Consider the following 17976-nt stretch of genomic DNA (forward strand, 5'->3'; position numbering starts at 1 on the left):
GCCGGGCTCACCGGGCGCGGCGGGGCCGGCTTCCCCACGGCCCGCAAGCTGCGCGCGGTGGCCGGGCGTCGGGGCCGCGCCGTGGTCGTCGTCAACGCCATGGAGAGCGAACCGGCCGGCCGCAAGGACCAGTTGCTGCTCGCCGTCGCGCCCCACCTCGTGCTCGACGGCGCCGTACTGGCCGCTGCGGCGGTCGGCGCTGGCACCGTCCACGTGTGCCTGCCGCGCGACCGCGCCGCCCAGTACCGGCAGGTGAGCGCGGCCCTCGACGAGCGGCGCCGTGCCCGCCTCGACCCGGTCACGCTGCGGCTGCACGCCCTTCCCCACACCTACGTCTCCAGCGAGTCGACGTCGCTGGTGCGCTGGCTGGGCGGCGGCCCCGCCAGGCCGCAGGGCAGCCCGCCACGCAGCCACGAACGCGGTGTCGACCGGCGTCCCACGCTCGTGAACAACGCCGAGACCCTCGCCCACCTCGCCCTCGTCGCCCGCTACGGGCCCGACTGGTTCCGGCAGGCCGGCACGGCGGACGAGCCCGGCACTCTGCTCGTCACCGTCTCCGGCGCCGTCGCCGCGCCCGGCGTCCTGGAGACGGCCCTCGGGACGCCGGTCGGCACGGTCATCGACCGTGCCGGAGGACCCGCCGAACCCATCGGCGCGGTCCTGCTCGGCGGCTTCGCGGGCACCTGGCTCCCGGCGCCGCTCCTGGACACGCCCCTGGCCCACCGGGACCTCGACCCGCTGGGCGCCGCACCCGGCGCGGGAATTCTGGTGGCGCTGCCCCGGTCGGCCTGCGGACTGCGCGAGACGGCACGGATCCTGGCGTACCTGGCCGCCCAGAGTGCCCGTCAGTGCGGCCCCTGCGTGTTCGGACTGCCCGCCGTGGCCGAGGACTTCGGCGCTCTGGCCGCCGGGCGCGCCGATCCCGGCCTGCTGCCCCGGCTGCGCCGTCGCACCGGCCTGCTGCCGGGCCGCGGCGCCTGCCGCCACCCGGACGGCGCCGCCCGGCTCGCCGCCTCCGCCCTGCGCACCTTCGCCGACGACGTCGACCACCACCTGACCCACGGCGCCTGTCCAGGCGTCCTTCGGCCACCGCACCTCCCCGTACCCGCCGCGACACCCCCGGAGAGCTGGCTATGAGCTCCGGCCGAAACCTGCGCGTGGACCGCATCGCCTGCACCGGGCAGGGCCTGTGCGCCGAGCTCCTGCCCGAGCTGATCGGCCTCGACGAATGGGGCTACCCCGTCATCGCGGACCGGTCGGTCCCCGGCCACCTGCGCTCCCACGCCCGCCGCGCCGTCGCCGCCTGCCCCCGCCTGGCCCTCCACCTCGACCGGGCCGACCCCGCCGAGGAGACACCACCACGCTCCCGACGGGCCTGAAACAGGGCCGTACGCCCCTCCCGCCGACCAGCGTCGCGCGATGTGCTGGAGGGAAACGGCCCCACGCTCGCCGCGCCGGACGGACCGAGGCACGCCATGACCGACCGCACGCCCACCCCACGACCGCACCACCCGGACACGGACCCGAACCACCCGGACACATGGTTCAGCCGCTCGTCCCCACGACCACGCCGCCCCGGCACGCGGCCGAATCGCCCGGCCGCCGCGGGCGGCGCCGCCCCGCGGCTCGAACCCGTCCTCCTCGCCCTCACCGCCATGGCCCTGGTCGCCGGAGGCATCGCCCGGGCGGCGGGCGCCGACGGGCCGGCGGACCTCTTCTGGGCCATCGGCACCCTGGTGGCCGTCGTCCCCGCGGTGGGGTGGGTGCTCTCCGCGCTGCGACGCGGCCACGCGGGTGTCGACGTCATCGCCGTCCTCGCGCTCGGCGGCACCCTCGCCGTCCACGAGTACCTGGCCGGGGCGCTGATCGCGCTGATGCTGGCCACCGGCCGCACCCTCGAAGCGGCGGCCCAGCGGCGCGCCTCCCACGACCTGCGGGCCCTGCTGGAGCACGCGCCCCGCACCGCGCGCCGCCGCACCGGCTCCACGATCAGCACGGTGCCGCTGGCCGAGGTCGGCGTCGGGGACCTGCTCGTCGTCGGCCCCGGCGAGGTCGTCCCGGTCGACGGCCTCGTGGAGAGCGCCGCGGCCGTGCTCGACGAGTCGGTGCTCACCGGGGAGTCGGTGCAGGTCGAGCGGGCGCGGGGGGAGCCGGTGCGCAGCGGTGTGGTCGACGCGGGCGGCGCCTTCGAGCTGCGCGCCACGGCCACCGAGCAGAACAGCACCTACGCGGGGATCGTGCGGCTGGCCCGGCAGGCCGGTGCCGAGTCCGCGCCGGTCGTGCGGCTGGCCGACCGGTACGCGGCCTGGTTCCTGCCGCTCTCCCTCGCCGTGGCGGGGCTGGCCTGGCTGGTCGGCGGGTCCGCGGTGCGCGCGGTCGCCGTCCTGGTGGTCGCCACTCCCTGCCCGCTGCTGCTGGCCGCCCCGGTGGCGATCGTCTCCGGCCTCTCCCGCGCCTCCCGGCTCGGCGTCGTCATCCGGGACGGCGGGGCGCTGGAGAACCTCGGCCGTGCCAGGACCCTGCTGCTGGACAAGACCGGCACCCTCACCCGCGGCCGGCCCCGGGTCCTCGACGTGATCGCCGCTCCCGAGAGCAGGGCGGCGGAGGTGCTGCGGCTGGCCGCCTCCCTCGACCAGTTCTCGCCGCACGTGCTGGCCCGCGCCATCGTGGACACCGCCCGCGAGCGCGGCCTCGCGCTCTCGGTCCCCACGGACGTCACCGAGGAACCCGGCAGGGGCGCCACCGGAGACGTGGACGGGCACCGGGTCTCCGTGGGCCGCACGGAGGCCGAGGCCGCCCGGCCCGGCTGGGCGAAGGCCGCGGACAACCGTGCGCTGCTGGACGGTGCGGCTGTCGCCTGGCTCACCGTCGACGGGCGGCTCACCGGCGCGGTGCTGCTGCGCGACCCGCTGCGCCAGGACGCGCCGCGCACCCTGCGTCAGCTGCGCACGGCGGGTGTCGACCGGCTGCTGATGCTCACCGGCGACCGGGCGGGGCCCGCCCACGAGGTGGCCGCCGTGCTCGGCCTGGACGGTGTCCGTGCCGAGCTGAGCCCGGCCGACAAGGTCGCCGCCGTGCGCGAGGAACGCGAGCGCGCGGTCACCGTGATGGTCGGCGACGGCGTCAACGACGCCCCCGCCCTCGCCGCGGCCGACATCGGCGTCGCCATGGGCGCCCGCGGCTCGACCGCCTCGTCGGAGGCCGCCGACGTCGTCCTGACCACCGACCGTGTCGAGCGTCTCGCCGACGCCGTCACGCTCGCCCGACGCGCTCGGCGCATCGCCGTCCAGAGCGCCCTGGGCGGCATGCTGATGTCGCTGGCCGCCATGGCCGTCGCGGCGGCCGGGCTGCTGCCGCCCGCCGTCGGCGCGCTGCTCCAGGAGGGCATCGATGTCGCCGTCATCCTCAACGCGCTGCGCGCCCTGAGGATCGACCGGGCCGCGCGCCCCGCTCTCACTCCCGCCGCCGAGGCCCTCATCCACCGGTTCGCCGCCGAGCACGACGACCTTCAGGACGTACTGGAGGCCGTGCGCGTCGCGGCCGACCGGCTCTCCGGCTCCTCGGGACCGGCCGCTCTGGCGGCGGTGGAGGAGACACACCGGCTGCTGACCGAGCGACTGCTGCCGCACGAGTACGCCGAGGAGCAGCAGCTCTATCCCGCTCTCGCGCCGGCCCTCGGCGGCCCCGAGGCGACGGCGACCATGAGCCGTGCCCATACCGAGATCGGCCGTCTCTCCCGGCGCATTGCCACCCATCTGCAACTGGCGCGCGCGGACGGGGGCCTGGCACCCGAGCAGCTCGACGATCTGCGCTCGTGCCTCTACGGCCTCAACACCGTGCTGCGCCTGCACTTCACCCAGGAGGAGGAGAACTACTTCTCCCTCGCCCCGTAGGCGCTGTTACCGGCAGGCGCTGTTACCGGCAGGCGCCGTCACCCCGCAGGCGCCGTCACCCCGCAGGCACTTCGCCCCGCCGGGCACTCAGTTCGACGGCTTGTACGTCGTCGGCTCCACCGGTGCGCTGACGGTGATTGGCTCGGCGCCCTCGAAGAGCAGCCGCAGCGTGACCTTCTCGCCCGTCGTCAGTTTCTTCTTCAGGCCCTTGAGTACGAGGTGGTCTCCGCCAGGTCGCAGCACCACGCGGCCTCCCGCCGCAACGGTCAGGGGCTGTGCCGGGGCCAAGGACACGCTCTGCGCCGCGGGGGAGATCGCGCCCTTCAGACTGCTGGGCTGCCGGCCGGCGTTGCTGATGACGGCGTACGCCGAAGCCGAGTCGGCGGTGCCCTTCGACGGCTGCACGACATAGGCGCCGGTCACCTTCAGCACCGGCTCGTCGTACGTGGCCTTGCCGCCCGTGCCCGCGGACGACGAGGAGGTGTTCGCCGAGGACGGCACGGAAGGGTTCGCGGTGATCGTGGACAACTGCGAAGGAGACCCGGAGCCCGCCGACGACGAGGGCGACGACGATGACGAGCAGGCCGTCAGAGCCGCGCCGGTGAGCAGCAGGACCGCGGCGGAAGCCACCGCGGCGGCCGGGCGGCGGGGGCGTGCGGATACGGATGTGATGGAGCGCGTGCGACGCATGGCTGGGCTCTTTCCTCACGGTCTTGCACGGTTCGCGCGATCTCGCGCGGCCTGACGCCGCCCAGCCGCCGGAGGCCGGGACGGTCGGAGCGTGGCCGTCCGCGGACGGCGTCTCGCGCCCCGCCGAGTACGGCATCGCCCTCACATCGCCTCGGCAGCCCCGGGCCTACGGCGGCCCATACCGGCACGTTCATGGCAGCCGCCATCATTCCAGGCGCCCGAGGAGACCCTTCACCGGGGCCCTTCGCGTGCCCCGTCCGCGCTGTCACACATCGCCGTCCCGGTCCGTCAGTCGGGCAGAGGGCCCCGCACCGGCGGCCCACCGGATCGTCGCCCGTCGTCACCCAGGAGTGCGTCATGCCCGTCAGCCACACGGTCCACACGGTCCACACCGTCGTCGCCTTCGTCGCCGCGGTCCTCGCGGGCTTCTCGGCGGTCTCCGTCTTCGTACGCGCGCCGTGGGTGGTCAAGCCCATCGCCGACTACGGGATCCCCGCCGCGTGGCTGCCGTGGCTGGGAGCGGCGAAGGCGGCCGGGGCCGTGGGACTGCTCGTCGGCCTTGCCGTTCCGGCCATCGGCGTCGCGGCCGGTATCGGCCTCGTCCTGTACTTCGCCGGGGCGGTGGTCACGGTCCTACGGGCCGGCTGGTACGCGCACATCCCGTTCCCGCTGATATACGCGGCCCCGGTGGTCGCGGCGCTGGTCCTCGCCTGACCGCGCGGGGCCGCACCGCGGCACGTCATGGCGCTACCGCAGCTCCTGCGGGCAGGGGGTGCCGCGGCGCAGTTTGTACGGGGCGGCCAGGCGGTAGGTGCCCGCCTTCGGCGCCAGCAGCTCCGTCCACTTGTCGCCGAAGGCGTCCGCGCCGGTCTCCATCAGGCAGCCGTGCACGTTCACGTACTTCTTCGGCAGGCTGTCGTCGCTCTCGCGGGCCCGCTTCGACGCCTCGGTCTCCCGCGGGGCGTCGAGGCTCTTGCCGTCCTTGTCGACGACCGACAGCCACGGCGAGTACGGGATGCGGATGAGGACACGGCCGGGCCGGGTCACTTCGATCGTGAGCTTGCCCTGTTCGGCGGCGTCCACGCGCGCGTGCGGGCCCGCCATGGGTGTCGGGTCGGTGACGGCGAACAGCTGCCAGTTGTCGTCGCCCCACACCTGCTTCAGATACGGCAGGCCGCCCTGGAGGAGGGCGCGTTCGCGGTGCCCGCCGTTGCCGTCCGGCTCGTCCTTGGGCAACACCACGTAGTGCACGGCCCACCGCTCCAGCCACCGGTGGTAGGTGGCCGCGTCGAGGGTGTTGTCGTAGAAGAGGGGGTTGCGCTCCATGTCGGCCTGGCGGTTCCAGCCGCGCGCGAGGTTCACGTACGGGGCGAGCGCGGATGCCTCGCGGTGCGAGCGGGCGGGGACCACCTCGACGCGGCCCTGCTCGGCCTTGACCACCTTGAGCTGGTTGACGAGCGGTGCGAGCTCGCGGGCCCAGGCGGCGTTCGGGGTGGTGTGCACGATGTCGATGATCGTCTTGACGCCGATCCAGGTGTTCATGCCGACGAACGCGACGACGAGCGCGTACCACTTGCGTGAACGCGGCTGTGCGAACGGCAGCGCCGCGAGCAGGGCCACCCCCGCGAACAGCATCGGCATACGCGTGATGTTGGAGCCGATCTCCGAGCTGATCAGCCAGACGAGCAGGACGGAGACGGTGTAGACGGCGGAGGTGATCCGGACCGTCTTCCACTCCTTCGGTACGAGGGTGTATCCGGCGACGCCGAGCAGTATCGGCACGAGCGTCGACCAGAACGACATCGGCTGCGTGCCGGAGAACGGGAACAGCCACGCCGACAGCGCGACGACGGCGCTCGGCGCGAGCCCGAGGGCCCAGGCGCCCGGCCGCCGCTTCTGCAGGAAGAGCGCGACGGCGACGAGCCCCACGAAGAGCCCCGCGACCGGCGACGCGGCGGTGGAGATGCCGGCGAGCGGCGCGGCGACGGCCGCCTTCGCCCACCGCTTGTACCGCCAGCGGTACGGCCAGCAGAACACGGCGGCGACCGCGGCCAGCCCGAACATGGTGCCGAGCCCGAAGGTGACCCGGCCCGAAGCGGCGTTGCACAGCAGCGCGAAGAGGCCGGTGAGCGCGGGCCACAGCGGCTTGGCCACCACGCGTGTGCGCAGGAGGATCAGCGTGAGCAGCCCCGCCGAGACGGTCCCCGCCAGCATCATGGTGGTGCGCACGCCGAGCACCGACATCAGATACGGCGACACCACGCTGTACGAGACGGGGTGCATGCCGCCGTACCAGGCGAGGTTGTACGCGGAGCCCGGGTTGCGGCCGACGAACTCGGCCCAGGCGTCCTGCGCCGCGAGGTCGCCGCCACTGTTCGCGAACGTGAAGAACCAGAGGACGTGGAGGACCGCGGCGAGGGCGGTGACGAAGGCGACCGGGTGCGCCTGGACCCGGCGGAGCCACACGGCACGGCGACCGGCTGTACCGCCGGTCCGGTGGTCGTCCGTCCGGCCGGCCGGTCGCCCGGTCGGCCCGCCGGTCGTCCCGCAGGCCGGGCCGTCGGGTTGGGGTGGCAGGGGCGGCTGTATTCGGGTGCGGCCGGAGCCGGACCGCGACGAGCCCGCGCTCACATCCACGCTCGCGCTCGCGCTCACATTCGCGTCCGCGCTCACATTCGCGTCCGCGTCCGCTTTCGCGCTCGCGCCGGGTTCGGCGTCGTCGTCGGCGCGCGTCGGCTCCGCTGTGGACACTTCTGACACTCCCGTACGTACCGGCGTACCGGTCCTGCCCCGGTCATGCGCCTGTTCTGTCCCGGTCCCGGACGCTAGCACGGTGGCCGTGCGGCGGCGCCGCGGAGGCCGGTACCGTCCGGCCTCCGGGCGCCTCACGCGCGGGTCACCCGACGCGCTTGAGTTTCGCGCCGAACCCGGGCTCGCTCAGCTTCTTCTGCAGGGCCACCGGCACCTCCACGGCGCCGCCCTGGCCGTCGCCCACCTCGAGTACGCCGACGACCGTGCCGGCTTCGCCCGTATGGGGGACGGCCTTGCCGTTCTGCTCGCTGAGCCTGATCTTGACGGTCTTGCCGGACCAGCCCACGGCGGTGACGTCCTTGGTGGTCACGACGGGCGTGTGCCCGCCGAGTCCGTCGTCGACGTACCCGACGACCTGGCCCTTCTTCAGCACGGTCGCCGAGGTGACGGCCTCCTGGGCGGCGATCATCGCGGCCTTGCTGACCCCGTTGACGGTGTCGATGATCGGCGGCTTGTGCTGGCCCAGGATCGCGCCGACGACCGTGACGGTCTCGCCGCCGGTCCGCTTCGTGGCCGCGAAGAGGAGGTTGCCGCCCGCCTTCGTGGTGGTGCCCGTCTTGATGCCGAGGGAGTTGTTGTACGGCACGAGCTTGTTGTAGTTGCTCCAGGTCTTGCCGGACGGGTCGGTCCAGGTCGGCAGCTTGGTGATGTTCATCAGGGCGGGGATCCGCACGAGCTCGTTGCCGAGCTTCACCTGGTCCTCGGCGGTCGAGACGGTGGTCTCGATGAGCCCGGAGGGGTCGGTGTACGTCGTGTTCTTCATGCCGAGCTTCTTGGCGGTGGCGTTCATCTTCTCGACGAACGCCTTCTGCGACCCCGCGTCCCAGCGGGCCAGCAGGCGCGCGATGTTGTTCGCGGACGGAACCATGACCGCCGAGAGGGCCTGCCGCTCGGTGAGCTTGTCGCCCGCCTTGACGGTGTCGAGCGTCGACTCGTGGTGCCCGTTGGTGTTGTAGCCGCCCTCCTTCTCGGCGGTGGCGTCGACGGTGATCTTCGGGCCTTCCTCGTCGGCCTTGAGCGGGTGGTCCTTGAGGATGAGGTAGGCGGTCATCGACTTGGCGACGGACCCGATCGGCACGGGCGTCTGCTGCCCGAAGTGGTCCATGGTGCCGACGCCCTGCACGTCCATCCACCCCTGTCCCTCGGACGGCCAGGGCAGGTGGGTGCCGCCACCGTCGAAGGTGTACGAGTCCTTCGCGGTCAGGGCGAGCGTCGGCGTCGGCAGCGGACGCACGGCCTGCACGATCGCGAACACGACGGCCAGCAGGACGACGACCGGGGTCCAGATCTTGACCCGCCGCACGGCCGTACGGACCGGGGTCTCCGGGGGCGGCGGGGTGTTGGTCAGCTCGGCGAGCAGGTCGAGCGGGGGCTTCGGCGGCAGCGGCTGCTGCGTGGTCGTCTCCGGCGGCTGTCCGGCGGCCGGGGCGGGCCGGGCGGCGGGGCGCGGGACGGCGGGCCCGACGGCGCGGTCGCCGTCGGGCGACTTGAGCGGGACGAACGTGCTGGTCCGCTCGGAGTCCCTCGTGCCGGACCCACGCTTGGGCTCCGCCGCGGGGGACTTCAGCATGGTGGTCGGCTGGTCCACGGGGGACTCGGCGGGCCTGCCGGGCCGACCGGGCTTCACGGCCTTGAAGGCGGTGGTGGGGCTGTCGGCGGGCTCGGCCTCGCCCCCACGACCAGGCTTGTCCCCGACCTCGCCGCCCACACCGGCCGACCCGGCAGCGCCCTTCGCCCCACCAGCACCCTTACCGACCGCCCCGGAGCCAGAGCCAGACCCGTCCGCGCCCCCACTGCCCGCAACAGCCGACCCGCCAGCGCCCTTCGCCCCACCGGCAGGCTTGCCGACGCCCTCAGGACCAGAGACAGAACCAGAGCCGGAGTCAGAACCGGAGCCAGAGCCAGAGCCAGAGCCGGAGCCAGAGCCGGAGTCAGAGCTGCCAGCAGCCTCGGCCGTGGAACCGCCACCGAGCCCACCTCCGGACTCGCCCGCACCAGCCGACCCGGCAGCTCCCTCCGCCCCACCGGCAGAGCCACCAACGGCCTCAGGGCCAGGACCAGGACCAGGACCAGGACCAGAGTCAGCGTCAGAGCTCTCGCCAGCCCCGGCCCCAGAGCCACGACCAGCCCTGCCCGCGGCCTCGCTGCCCGCACCAGCCGACCCGGCAGCTCCCTCCGTCCCACCGGCAGGCTTGCCGACGGCCTCGGGGGCCGAGTCGACGGCGGGCTCGTCGGCAACATCCGGCTCCGACGCGGCGGCGTCCCCCGCCTCGTCGGCCACGGCGTCGGCCCCGGCCTCGACGTCGGTCGCCTCAGCAGCAGCCCCGACCGTCTCGGACCCCTCCGGCCCGTCGCCCGACACCCACGCGGCCACCGCCGCACGGAGCCGCGCGTCACCGGTCTCCTCGCCGACGCCGGAGGCGGAGGCGGCGTCACCGCTCTCCTCGCCCACGCCGGAGGCGGAGGCGGAGGCGGGCTCGGAACCGGACGACTCCGGTTCCCGTTCCGCGTCGCCACCCTCGCCCCCGGCCCCGACCTCGTCCCCGGCCCCGCCCCCGGCCCCGTGCCCGTCCCCGTCCGTGCCGGTCGCCCGGACGGAGAACACGGCCGTCGCCTGGTCCACCCCGCCCGGAGTCTCCCTGGAGATGGCGAGCCGCGGATCCCGCTCCTCCGCGGCCGTGTCTCCCGACACCTTCTGCTCTTCCGACCTGTCGGGGGTCCCCGCCACCGATGCCTCCTCGCCCACTTACCGCTTACCGCCTACCGCTGCCGCTTGGCGCTCTTGACGCCGGATCCGCCCGGCGAACGGTCCGTCCCACGCGGCGCGCGCGCTGTCCGAACCATGTACCAGTGTCCTGTGTGAGGTCTAAACCCCTGCTGCTAGACGAGAACGACATACCTACCGGTTCCCTTACGAACCGGTCACGCACTCTCGACAGACCAATGTGAGAGGGGTCACCCTGTCAGACATCCACGCGGGGAGGCATGGATGGGCAGGAGCCGCAGAACAATTCCGGAGGAGCTTCTGCTGCTCGCTCTGGACCCGGCCACGGGTACCACAGCGCAGCCGCAGTCGCTCGACCTCGGTCTGGCCGGAGCACAGCTAGTGGAGCTGGCGCTGGCCGGACGGATAGCCCCAGACGGGGATCGTATCGCCGTGGTGGTGCCACGGCCGACTGGAGATCCGACACTCGACTGCGCGTTGGAGTTGCTGCGAAGGCGTGGCGCCCCCGTACGCGCCGTCCACTGGATCGGAGGCCCGCGCCTCGGCCTCCGCCAGACCTACCTCACGCACCTGGAGCGGTGCGGCATGGTGCATGCCGTGGCCGGTCAGATGTGCGGGGTGCTGCCGACGACTCGCTACCAGGCGACGGACACGGCGATCAGCCGGGAGATCAGGGCCCGGCTGGACAGCGCGATCCGCACCGGCGTCCCGCCGGACCCGCGGACCGCGGCACTCGCCGCACTGGCCCACGCGGTCGGTCTCGGCAAACACCTGTACCCGGGCAACGAGGGACGATCGTCCCGCTCCCGGCTGCGGGACCTGATCCGGCACGACCCGATGGGCGGCCTCGTGGCGCACGCCGTGATGGACGTCCAGAACGGGGTGGGCGCCCAGCCGCGCCGCGCCCCCGCCGCACCGGGCCGTGGCACACCGGAACCAGCCAGGGCCGTCCCGGCCCAGCCACGCCGTGGCTCGATGGCCCGCGCGGTGGCGCACTAGCCACAGTCACGGCCCCAGGCAGCACGGCCACCGCCGCGGCCAGGGCGAAGACCACGACACGGCCGCACGACCCGCAGCACCAGCACAGCACCACCGCACCACCCGCACCAGCGCCGCACCGCAGTCCCCCAGACCCGGTCGGGAGCCGCTGAACCGCGCGGGGCGATGCGCCGGACGTCCGGACGACGACCCCGGCCATCGCCCCGCGCGCCGCGTTTCGCGGGTACCGAGTGCTCACGCCGCGTATATCCACGGTTTCCCAGCGGCAAGAAGCCTCCGGGTGGCAGTCTGCTGAGCAGCAGATACGCAACGTACAAAAAAATGCACGCAGCCGGAGGTGCACGTCCCGTGGCGTCCAACGTCAATCCCACTGTCAGGCGACGCCGCTTGGGCCAGGAGCTGCGAAAGCTCCGCGAGTCCAAGGGCATGACCGCCGAAGAGGTCGCCGAGCGCCTTCTGGTGTCGCAGTCCAAGATCAGCCGCCTGGAGAACGGGCGGCGCAGCATCAGCCAGCGCGACGTCCGCGACCTGTGCGGGGTGTACGAGGTCGAGGACCGCAGGCTCATCGACTCGCTCATGCAGATGGCGAAGGACTCGCGCCAACAGGGCTGGTGGCACTCCTTCGGCGACATTCCGTACAGCGTCTACATCGGTCTGGAGACCGACGCCGCGAGCCTGCGTGTCTATGAGTCGCAGTGCGTGCCGGGCCTGCTCCAGACTCCGTCGTACGCCGAGGCGCTGATCCGCGGGGCGATGCCCGAGGCGTCACAGACGGACGTCGAGAAGCGGGTACAGGTGCGCATGCGCCGCCAGGAGCGTGTGAACGGCGAGAAGGAGCCCTTGCGCCTGTGGGCGGTCCTGGACGAGGCCGCCCTGCGCCGCACCGTCGGCAGCGGGACCGTCATGCGTGAGCAGTTGGAGCATCTCGCGTCGGTGTCGGAGCAGCCTCATGTCACCGTGCAGGTGCTGCCGTTCGACATGGGGGCGCATCCCGGTCTCACCGGGCAGTACGCGATTCTCGAATTTCCCGACGCGGCTGATTCCAGCGTCGTGTACATCGAGGGCGTCACCAGCGACCTGTACCTGGAAAAGACTCCGGACGTGCAGAAATACAGCGTCATGTACGAACATCTTCGCGCCCAGGCCCTGAATGCCGAGCAATCCCGGCAATTCATCCTGGAAGCAGCCGAGTCGCACGCGAACTGATCCGACGTCAGCAGGAGCCGCGGGAGGGCGCCGCACCATACACCCCTCCCGCAGCATCACGGAAGACGTCACTGGAATATGCCATCCGGTCGAGTGAATGCCGGCGCCGCGCCCCCGAGTCGGCGAGTAGCGTCGATCACGCCAACGACAAACAAGCCGTCGGCGCAAAGCCGCAGCAAGATCGCGGCCGCAGCGAAAGAAACTCGCCAGACCGGAGCGAACATGGCAATCATCAAGGGCGCGACGCCCATGTGGATCAAGTCCTCGTACTCCGCCGGCAACGGCGCGTGCGTGGAGCTCAAGTCCCCCGCCGCGCACTCCGTCGCGGTGCGGGACTCGAAGGACCCTCACGGCCCGACCCTCGCGTTCGACCCCACCACCTGGAGCGCCTTCGTCGCCGAGGTGGGCAGGGACGAGCACACCGCGTGACCCCACGGGGACACGACAGCACCACAACCGAACAGGGGGTACCGCGGATCGCGGTACCGATTCTCTGACAGAGCCCTCTCGACTGGCCCGCCGTCCCGGCCGAGGGGGCTCGGCCTTTCCCTGCTCCCACCCCTGCTCCCGCCCCCGCCCCGCCCACTCGCCCGGAGCGCTACCGCAGTTGGTCCACGTACCGGTCCGTGCCCGGCACCGTCGGCACGAACGGCGCCACCAACTCCACCCGGCCGAGGCCCGACGCCGCGACCGCGTCGCCCAGCCCGGTGAAGTGGTCCCGCCAGCAATCGCGCGGGTCCGCCTCCAGGAACCACAGCAGGGTGAGACGGGTGTCCACACCCTCGACCTGCTTCACGTACGACATCCGGTCCACGGGCAGCGGGGTCGGGCGGAAGACCGTGACCATGGCGGCGGGCGCCCCGGGCGCGGCGAGCCGCTCGGGCAGGTGGCGGTCCTTGAGCCAGGCGGCCAACTCGCGCCTCCTCCGGCCGTTTTCCGCGTCGACCACCTCCACGACGAGCCCCTGGTACGGGTGGTCGAGCGCGTGGAAGTCGCGCGGGCCCTTGTCGCCGTCCCGGTAGACGGTCGCCTCGTGGTCCTGGAACGACGTGAAGACGTGCGTGCGCTCCTGGAAGACCCGGCTGTCGCGGTTGAGGCGCTTGTTGATGCCGACGGTCCACTTCATGTGGTCGCCGTAGCGGCCCTCGGTGATCCAGTACGTGGAGATGTAGCAGCCCGCCGTCACCGGCTCCGCCACCGCCGACTTCTCGGGGTAGCGCAGGCGTTGCAGGTCCCGGGTGGCCACCCAGCGGCGCCCCGCGTACATCCACGGCATGGCCATCGCGCCCGCGTAGTAGTGGTCGTCCTCGTACCAGCGGTTGTAGGCGCGCTCATGACCCGGATGGGGTTCGACCATCGTGATCAGGGCGTGGCCCGGACGCACTCCGTACGGGCCGACGGCCGCCAGTCGCGCATACGTGTCGCTGTGGGTGTCCTCCATCGCGCTCCCCTTTCGTACGAGCCTTCCATCCTCCGGTCGACGCCCATATTCTGACGCACCATCAGGTAAGGGAACAGCGTCGCGCGGAGCTTGCACAGAGCCTGCGCAGAGCCGGGAGGCGGCCGATGGGAAGCGACCGGGGCGGCGGACCGCTCGACGGCAAGACCGTGATCGTCTCCGGCGTCGGCGCCGGGCTGGGCCGCCAGGTCGCGGCGGCCGTGCTGCGCGACGGCGGCAACGCCGTGCTCGGCGCCCGTACCGAGGCCAACCTCGCCCGGACCGCGGCCGGACTCGACCCGGACGGCACCCGGACCGCGTACCGCCCGACGGACATCGGCGACGAGACGCGATGCGAGGCGCTGGCCGCGCTCGCCCGCGAGCGGTTCGGGGCGGTGGACGCGGTGATCCATGTCGCCGCCTGGGACAGCTACTTCGGCGGCCTGGAGGACGCCGACTTCGCCACCTGGCAGCAGGTCCTCGACGTGAACCTGCTCGGCGCGCTGCGGATGACCCGCGCCTGCCTGCCCGCCCTCAAGGAACGCGGCGGCTCGGTCGTCCTCATCGGCACCCAGTCGGCGGTGGCCGCTCCCACGCAGGTGCGTCAGGCGGCGTACGCGGCGTCGAAGGGGGCCCTGACCAGCGCCATGTACTCGCTCGCCCGCGAACTGGGCCCGCATCGCATCCGGGTCAACACGGTGCTGCCGGGCTGGATGTGGGGCCCTCCGGTGCAGACCTACGTCCAGTTCACCGCGCAGACCGAGGGGGTGCCGGAGGGCGAGGTCCTGGCCCGGCTCACCGAGCGGATGGCGCTGCCCGAGCTCGCCACGGACGGCGACGTGGCGGACGCGGCGGCGTTCCTCGCGTCGGACCGGGCGCGCGCGATCACGGGCCAGTCGCTGCTCGTGAACGCCGGGGAACTGATGCGCTGAGCGCCCGCCTCCCCCGCGCCGCTTCCCCGCGCCTCCCTCTCACGCCCCCTCGGGCGGCGGCCAGACCCACGGATAACCGCGAGCACCTCGGGCACCGGCCAGACCCACGGATAACCGCCAGCCCCCGGGGCACCGGTCAGACCCTCGGATAGCGGTCCAGCCACGCCGAGGACGAGATCGCCGGGGCGTGCAGCGCCGCGCCCTGGGTCATCTCCATCGCGAAGTCGTCCGCGAGTTCCAGGATCGTGGCGCGGCCCTCAAGCTGCGCCACCCACGCGGGCGGCAGCGCGGTCTCCCCGTGCAACGCCCCCAGCAGGCCCCCGCACACCGCCCCCACCAGGGCGGAAGGCCCGTCGTGGTGGACGGCCAGGCGCAACCCGTGCCGTATGTCCTCGCCGACGAGCGCGCAGTACACGGCCGCCGCGAGCACCCCGGCGGCCCCGCCCTCGCCGACCAGCTCGCCCACCCGCGCCGCGTTCGGCATGCCCTGGCGTACGGCGCCGAGCGCGCGCTGCAGGCCGTCCACCACGGGCGGGTGGCCGGGGCGGGACGTCAGGAGCGACAGGGCGCGCTGCACCGCCGCGTCGAGCGAGTCGCCGCGCGCCAGGCCGTGCACGATCACGGCGTACGCGCCCGCGCCCAGGTAGGACTCGGGCGCGCCGTGCGTGTGGACGGCGCACTCGACGGCCAGTTGCAGCACGAGCTGCGGCTCCCAGCCGACGAGCAGCCCGAACGGCGCCGAGCGCGTCACCGGTTCGGCGCCGGTGGCCTTCGGGTTCTTGGGCCGGTCGAGGGTGCCCATGACGTCGTTGCCGAGCCCGAGCAGGCACTCCTTGGCCGCGCCCCGCCGCGCGTACAGCCACTCCTGGCGGGCCAGCCAGCCGTCCTCCCTGCGCCGCTCGTCGGGCCCCCAGTCGCGCTGGGTGGCGGCCCAGCGCAGGTAGGCGCGGTGCACGTCGGTCGGCGGGTGCCAGGCTCCGGTGTCGCGGCGGACCTGGGCGCGGATGAGTCCGTCGACCGTGAACAGGGTGAGCTGGGTGGCGGCGGTGACCGCGCCGTCCCGGCCCTGGGCGGGCACGAGCTGCCCCGGCCCGTCCGTGCCGTGGGCGGTCTCGATGGCCTCCTGGCTCAGGCCGGACAGCGGGGCCCCCAGGACGTCGCCGAGCGCGGAACCGAGCAGTGTGCCGCGCACGCGGCTGCGGTAGTCCTGCTGTTCGGCGCGGCCCCAGACGGCCGCGGCGGCGGGCGCTGCGCCCATGGGTTCCCCTTCCCCTACGGCCCCTCCGGCTCGGCAGCACTGTAATCGACCGTACGCGGCCGGGAACGTTCACCGGCGCAACGAAAGTGACCTCACCTGGTATGCGAAGAGACATCCGCTGCGACCGCTTCGGCCCGGGTTTGCGCGGGTCAGGGCTCCTCGGGCAGCCCCGCGAGCCGCCGCAGCGCCCCCGTCACCGGGACGGACCCCAGATCGGGGTCGATCATCCGGTGCAGCACGAGCCCGTCGAGCAGTGCGAGCAGCAGGACGGCGGTGCCTTCCGCGTCGCCGGGTTCCTCCCCCAGCGCCCGCCGCTGTCCGGCCACCCAACGGGCCAGCGCCGCACGGCACTCGTACAGCACCTTGCCGAGCTCCTCTCGGAGCCGCTCGTGGCGCGTGGAGGCGAGCATCATCTCGCTGAACAGCGTGGTGGTCTCGCCGCCCGCCGCGTAACGGGCGATCTCCTCCAGGAAGAAGGCGAGCCCGACCCCGGCGTCGGCGCCCTCCCGCAGCCCGGCGAGCATGCCGTCCATCTCCTCGCGGAGGGCGGAGAGCGCCGCCTCGATGAGCAGGTTGTCCACGGAGCGGAAGTGGTAGTGGACCAGCGCCGGGCGCACTCCCGCGCGCTCGGCGACCCGGCGGGTGGACACCGAGCCCCAGCCGTCCTCGGCGATCAGTTCCGCCGCGGCGCGCAGCAGCCGTGACCGGGTCTCCCGGCCGGCTTCCTGCGAGGTCGGTGCCATGGTGCCTCTTCCTCTCGGTGCCTTAGGCGTTCGGCCAAATCGTATGGGTGGCCGATCACCCGGGCAAACGCCGTTCCGTGGGCCGCCCGCCCCCTCTCACTGGGCCCGTTCGCGGACCACCCGCGCGATGTCGAGCCGCCGCACGGCCCGTACGGCGGGCAGCTGCGAGACCCCGGCGGCCACGACGATGCTCACGGCGGCCAGCAGCAGCGCGGGCCAGCCGAGGTCGAGCCGCATGGTGAACAGGTCCGAGCTGAAGGACTTCATGAACGCCCACGCCACGGCGGCGCCCGCCACGAGCCCGACCGGCACGGCGAGCACGGTGGCCGTCAGGTTCTCCGCGGCCAGTGCTCCGGCGACCCGGCGCAGCGGCACTCCGGCGGCGCGCAGGGTGGCCAGTTCGCCGGTCCGCTCGGCCACGTTGACGGTCATGGTCACGTAGATCACGGCGAAGGCGAGGATTCCGCCCAGCAGCAGCATCACGCCGATGAAGATCCAGAAGAGCTTCAGGTAGCCCTCGACCTGGTGGTGCAGGGCCTGCGAGTCGGTGTAGGCGACGACGCCGTCGAGCCCGGAGATCTCGCCGCGCAGCCGGTCGCGGTCGGCGCCCGTGACGTGGTCGGTGAAGCGCAGCAGATAGCTGTTGGTGGTCACTCCGGTCGCGGCCTTGACCGTGTCGAGGCTGCCGTAGAGCGAGGTGCCCATCGGCTCCTGGACGAACCCGGCGAGCGTGACCTGACGCCGTGTGCCGTCGGGCCCGGTGACGGTGAGCCGGTCACCGGCCTTCACGTGCAGTCGCCCGGCGAGCGCGGACCCGGCGAGTACCCCGTCGGCGGGCAGCGCGCGGGCGTGCCCGTCGCTGTCGAGGAAGCCGTGCAGGGTGGTGCCGGGCCGGTAGCCGGTCAGGGAGGTGCTGTACGAGGACGCGGTGTGCGCGCCCGTCGCCGGGGAGACGGTGACCGGTGCGATCGCGGCGGGCTCGACCGCGGTGACGTCCGCCGGCGCGGCGAGCCGGTCACCGAGCCCGGCGGCCGCCTCGGGCGCGACGGTCACCGTGGCGTCCTGCCGCTGCACCTTGTCGAACTGGACGTGCACGGCCGTGCGCATGCTGGTGAGCATCCCGATGGAGGCCAGGACGAGGACGAGCGCGAGGACGGCGCCGCTCATCGTGGCGACCGTGCGGCGCTTGCTGCGGCCGAGACCGCGCAGCGCCATCCGCCAGGTGACCGGGAGGCGGCGGGCGCGGGCGAGCGCTCCGGCGATCCGCCCGGGGCGCCGGGC

The 17976-nt window shown here is 73.4% G+C and carries 14 protein-coding genes and 1 pseudogene; 8 read left to right on the forward strand and 7 right to left on the reverse strand.

Annotated features, from left to right (window positions below; all coding sequences use genetic code 11):
• The 3 genes from OFY01_RS04425 to OFY01_RS04435 all read left to right on the forward strand — a co-directional run.
• Positions 1-1137, forward strand: a 1137-nt coding sequence (locus OFY01_RS04425; protein ID WP_266596483.1) for an NADH-ubiquinone oxidoreductase-F iron-sulfur binding region domain-containing protein, incomplete at its 5' end; no start/stop codon positions are given.
• Entirely contained in the window at positions 1134-1379 is a 246-nt protein-coding gene (locus tag OFY01_RS04430; RefSeq protein ID WP_266596485.1) for a ferredoxin, read from the forward strand. The genes OFY01_RS04425 and OFY01_RS04430, both read left to right, overlap by 4 nt.
• A 276-nt stretch (positions 1380-1655) precedes the next feature.
• Positions 1656-3893 carry a heavy metal translocating P-type ATPase gene (locus OFY01_RS04435; RefSeq protein WP_266596509.1) on the forward strand — a complete coding sequence of 746 codons (2238 nt, stop codon included), beginning with the start codon at positions 1656-1658 and terminating at the stop codon, positions 3891-3893.
• A gap of 87 nt (positions 3894-3980) precedes the next feature.
• Here OFY01_RS04435 and OFY01_RS04440 read toward each other — a convergent pair whose 3' ends face one another.
• Positions 3981-4583, reverse strand: coding sequence for a copper chaperone PCu(A)C (locus OFY01_RS04440; protein WP_266596487.1), 603 nt, complete (start codon positions 4581-4583; stop codon positions 3981-3983).
• A gap of 357 nt (positions 4584-4940) precedes the next feature.
• On the opposite strand from OFY01_RS04440, the gene OFY01_RS04445 reads away from it, so the two are divergent.
• Positions 4941-5297: a DoxX family protein gene (locus tag OFY01_RS04445; protein ID WP_266596489.1), complete on the forward strand. Its 357-nt coding sequence runs from the start codon at positions 4941-4943 to the stop codon at positions 5295-5297.
• A 33-nt stretch (positions 5298-5330) separates the two neighbouring features.
• Here OFY01_RS04445 and OFY01_RS04450 read toward each other — a convergent pair whose 3' ends face one another.
• Positions 5331-7334, reverse strand: a complete 2004-nt coding sequence (locus tag OFY01_RS04450; RefSeq protein ID WP_266596491.1) for an MFS transporter — start codon at positions 7332-7334, stop codon at positions 5331-5333.
• Positions 7335-7479: 145 nt separating this feature from the next.
• A pseudogene (locus OFY01_RS32355) lies at positions 7480-9087 on the reverse strand (D-alanyl-D-alanine carboxypeptidase); the annotation flags it as partial.
• A 1296-nt stretch (positions 9088-10383) separates the two neighbouring features.
• Here OFY01_RS32355 and OFY01_RS04460 point away from each other — a divergent pair.
• The 3 genes from OFY01_RS04460 to OFY01_RS04470 all read left to right on the forward strand — a co-directional run bounded on the left by OFY01_RS04460 (position 10384) and on the right by OFY01_RS04470 (position 12753).
• Positions 10384-11118 carry a GOLPH3/VPS74 family protein gene (locus OFY01_RS04460; protein ID WP_266596494.1) on the forward strand — a complete coding sequence of 245 codons (735 nt, stop codon included), beginning with the start codon at positions 10384-10386 and terminating at the stop codon, positions 11116-11118.
• 348 nt (positions 11119-11466) lie between these two features.
• Positions 11467-12324: a helix-turn-helix domain-containing protein gene (locus OFY01_RS04465; protein WP_266596496.1), complete on the forward strand. Its 858-nt coding sequence runs from the start codon at positions 11467-11469 to the stop codon at positions 12322-12324.
• A gap of 222 nt (positions 12325-12546) precedes the next feature.
• On the forward strand, positions 12547-12753 hold the full coding sequence (locus OFY01_RS04470) for a DUF397 domain-containing protein (RefSeq protein WP_266596498.1): 207 nt from the start codon (positions 12547-12549) through the stop codon (positions 12751-12753).
• A 169-nt stretch (positions 12754-12922) separates the two neighbouring features.
• Here OFY01_RS04470 and OFY01_RS04475 read toward each other — a convergent pair whose 3' ends face one another.
• Positions 12923-13765 carry a hypothetical protein gene (locus OFY01_RS04475; protein WP_266596500.1) on the reverse strand — a complete coding sequence of 281 codons (843 nt, stop codon included), beginning with the start codon at positions 13763-13765 and terminating at the stop codon, positions 12923-12925.
• Positions 13766-13890: 125 nt separating this feature from the next.
• Here OFY01_RS04475 and OFY01_RS04480 point away from each other — a divergent pair, with 125 nt between their 5' ends.
• A complete protein-coding gene (locus OFY01_RS04480) occupies positions 13891-14694 on the forward strand; it encodes an SDR family oxidoreductase (protein WP_266596502.1) in 804 nt (267 codons plus the stop codon).
• Positions 14695-14830: 136 nt separating this feature from the next.
• Here OFY01_RS04480 and OFY01_RS04485 read toward each other — a convergent pair whose 3' ends face one another.
• From OFY01_RS04485 to OFY01_RS04495, 3 genes are all read right to left on the reverse strand, one after another.
• The gene (locus tag OFY01_RS04485; protein WP_266596504.1) at positions 14831-15952 is read right to left on the reverse strand and encodes an ADP-ribosylglycohydrolase family protein; all 1122 of its coding nucleotides are present in this window, start codon (positions 15950-15952) and stop codon (positions 14831-14833) included.
• 149 nt (positions 15953-16101) lie between these two features.
• Positions 16102-16695, reverse strand: a complete 594-nt coding sequence (locus OFY01_RS04490) for a TetR/AcrR family transcriptional regulator (protein WP_266596505.1) — start codon at positions 16693-16695, stop codon at positions 16102-16104.
• A 96-nt stretch (positions 16696-16791) separates the two neighbouring features.
• The coding region (locus OFY01_RS04495) for an ABC transporter permease (protein ID WP_266596507.1) at positions 16792-17976 on the reverse strand (1185 nt) is incomplete at its 5' end.

This window comes from Streptomyces beihaiensis, from assembly GCF_026274175.1.
Taxonomy (GTDB): Bacteria; Actinomycetota; Actinomycetes; order Streptomycetales; family Streptomycetaceae; genus Streptomyces; species Streptomyces beihaiensis.

Coding starts and splice junctions, on each gene's coding strand:
- OFY01_RS04430 (WP_266596485.1), top strand. CDS start 1,134: ATGAGCTCCGGCCGAAACCTGCGCGTGGACCGCATCGCCTGCACCGGG.
- OFY01_RS04435 (WP_266596509.1), top strand. CDS start 1,656: ATGGCCCTGGTCGCCGGAGGCATCGCCCGGGCGGCGGGCGCCGACGGG.
- OFY01_RS04440 (WP_266596487.1), bottom strand. CDS start 4,583: ATGCGTCGCACGCGCTCCATCACATCCGTATCCGCACGCCCCCGCCGC.
- OFY01_RS04445 (WP_266596489.1), top strand. CDS start 4,941: ATGCCCGTCAGCCACACGGTCCACACGGTCCACACCGTCGTCGCCTTC.
- OFY01_RS04460 (WP_266596494.1), top strand. CDS start 10,384: ATGGGCAGGAGCCGCAGAACAATTCCGGAGGAGCTTCTGCTGCTCGCT.
- OFY01_RS04470 (WP_266596498.1), top strand. CDS start 12,547: ATGGCAATCATCAAGGGCGCGACGCCCATGTGGATCAAGTCCTCGTAC.
- OFY01_RS04475 (WP_266596500.1), bottom strand. CDS start 13,765: ATGGAGGACACCCACAGCGACACGTATGCGCGACTGGCGGCCGTCGGC.
- OFY01_RS04480 (WP_266596502.1), top strand. CDS start 13,891: ATGGGAAGCGACCGGGGCGGCGGACCGCTCGACGGCAAGACCGTGATC.
- OFY01_RS04485 (WP_266596504.1), bottom strand. CDS start 15,952: ATGGGCGCAGCGCCCGCCGCCGCGGCCGTCTGGGGCCGCGCCGAACAG.
- OFY01_RS04490 (WP_266596505.1), bottom strand. CDS start 16,695: ATGGCACCGACCTCGCAGGAAGCCGGCCGGGAGACCCGGTCACGGCTG.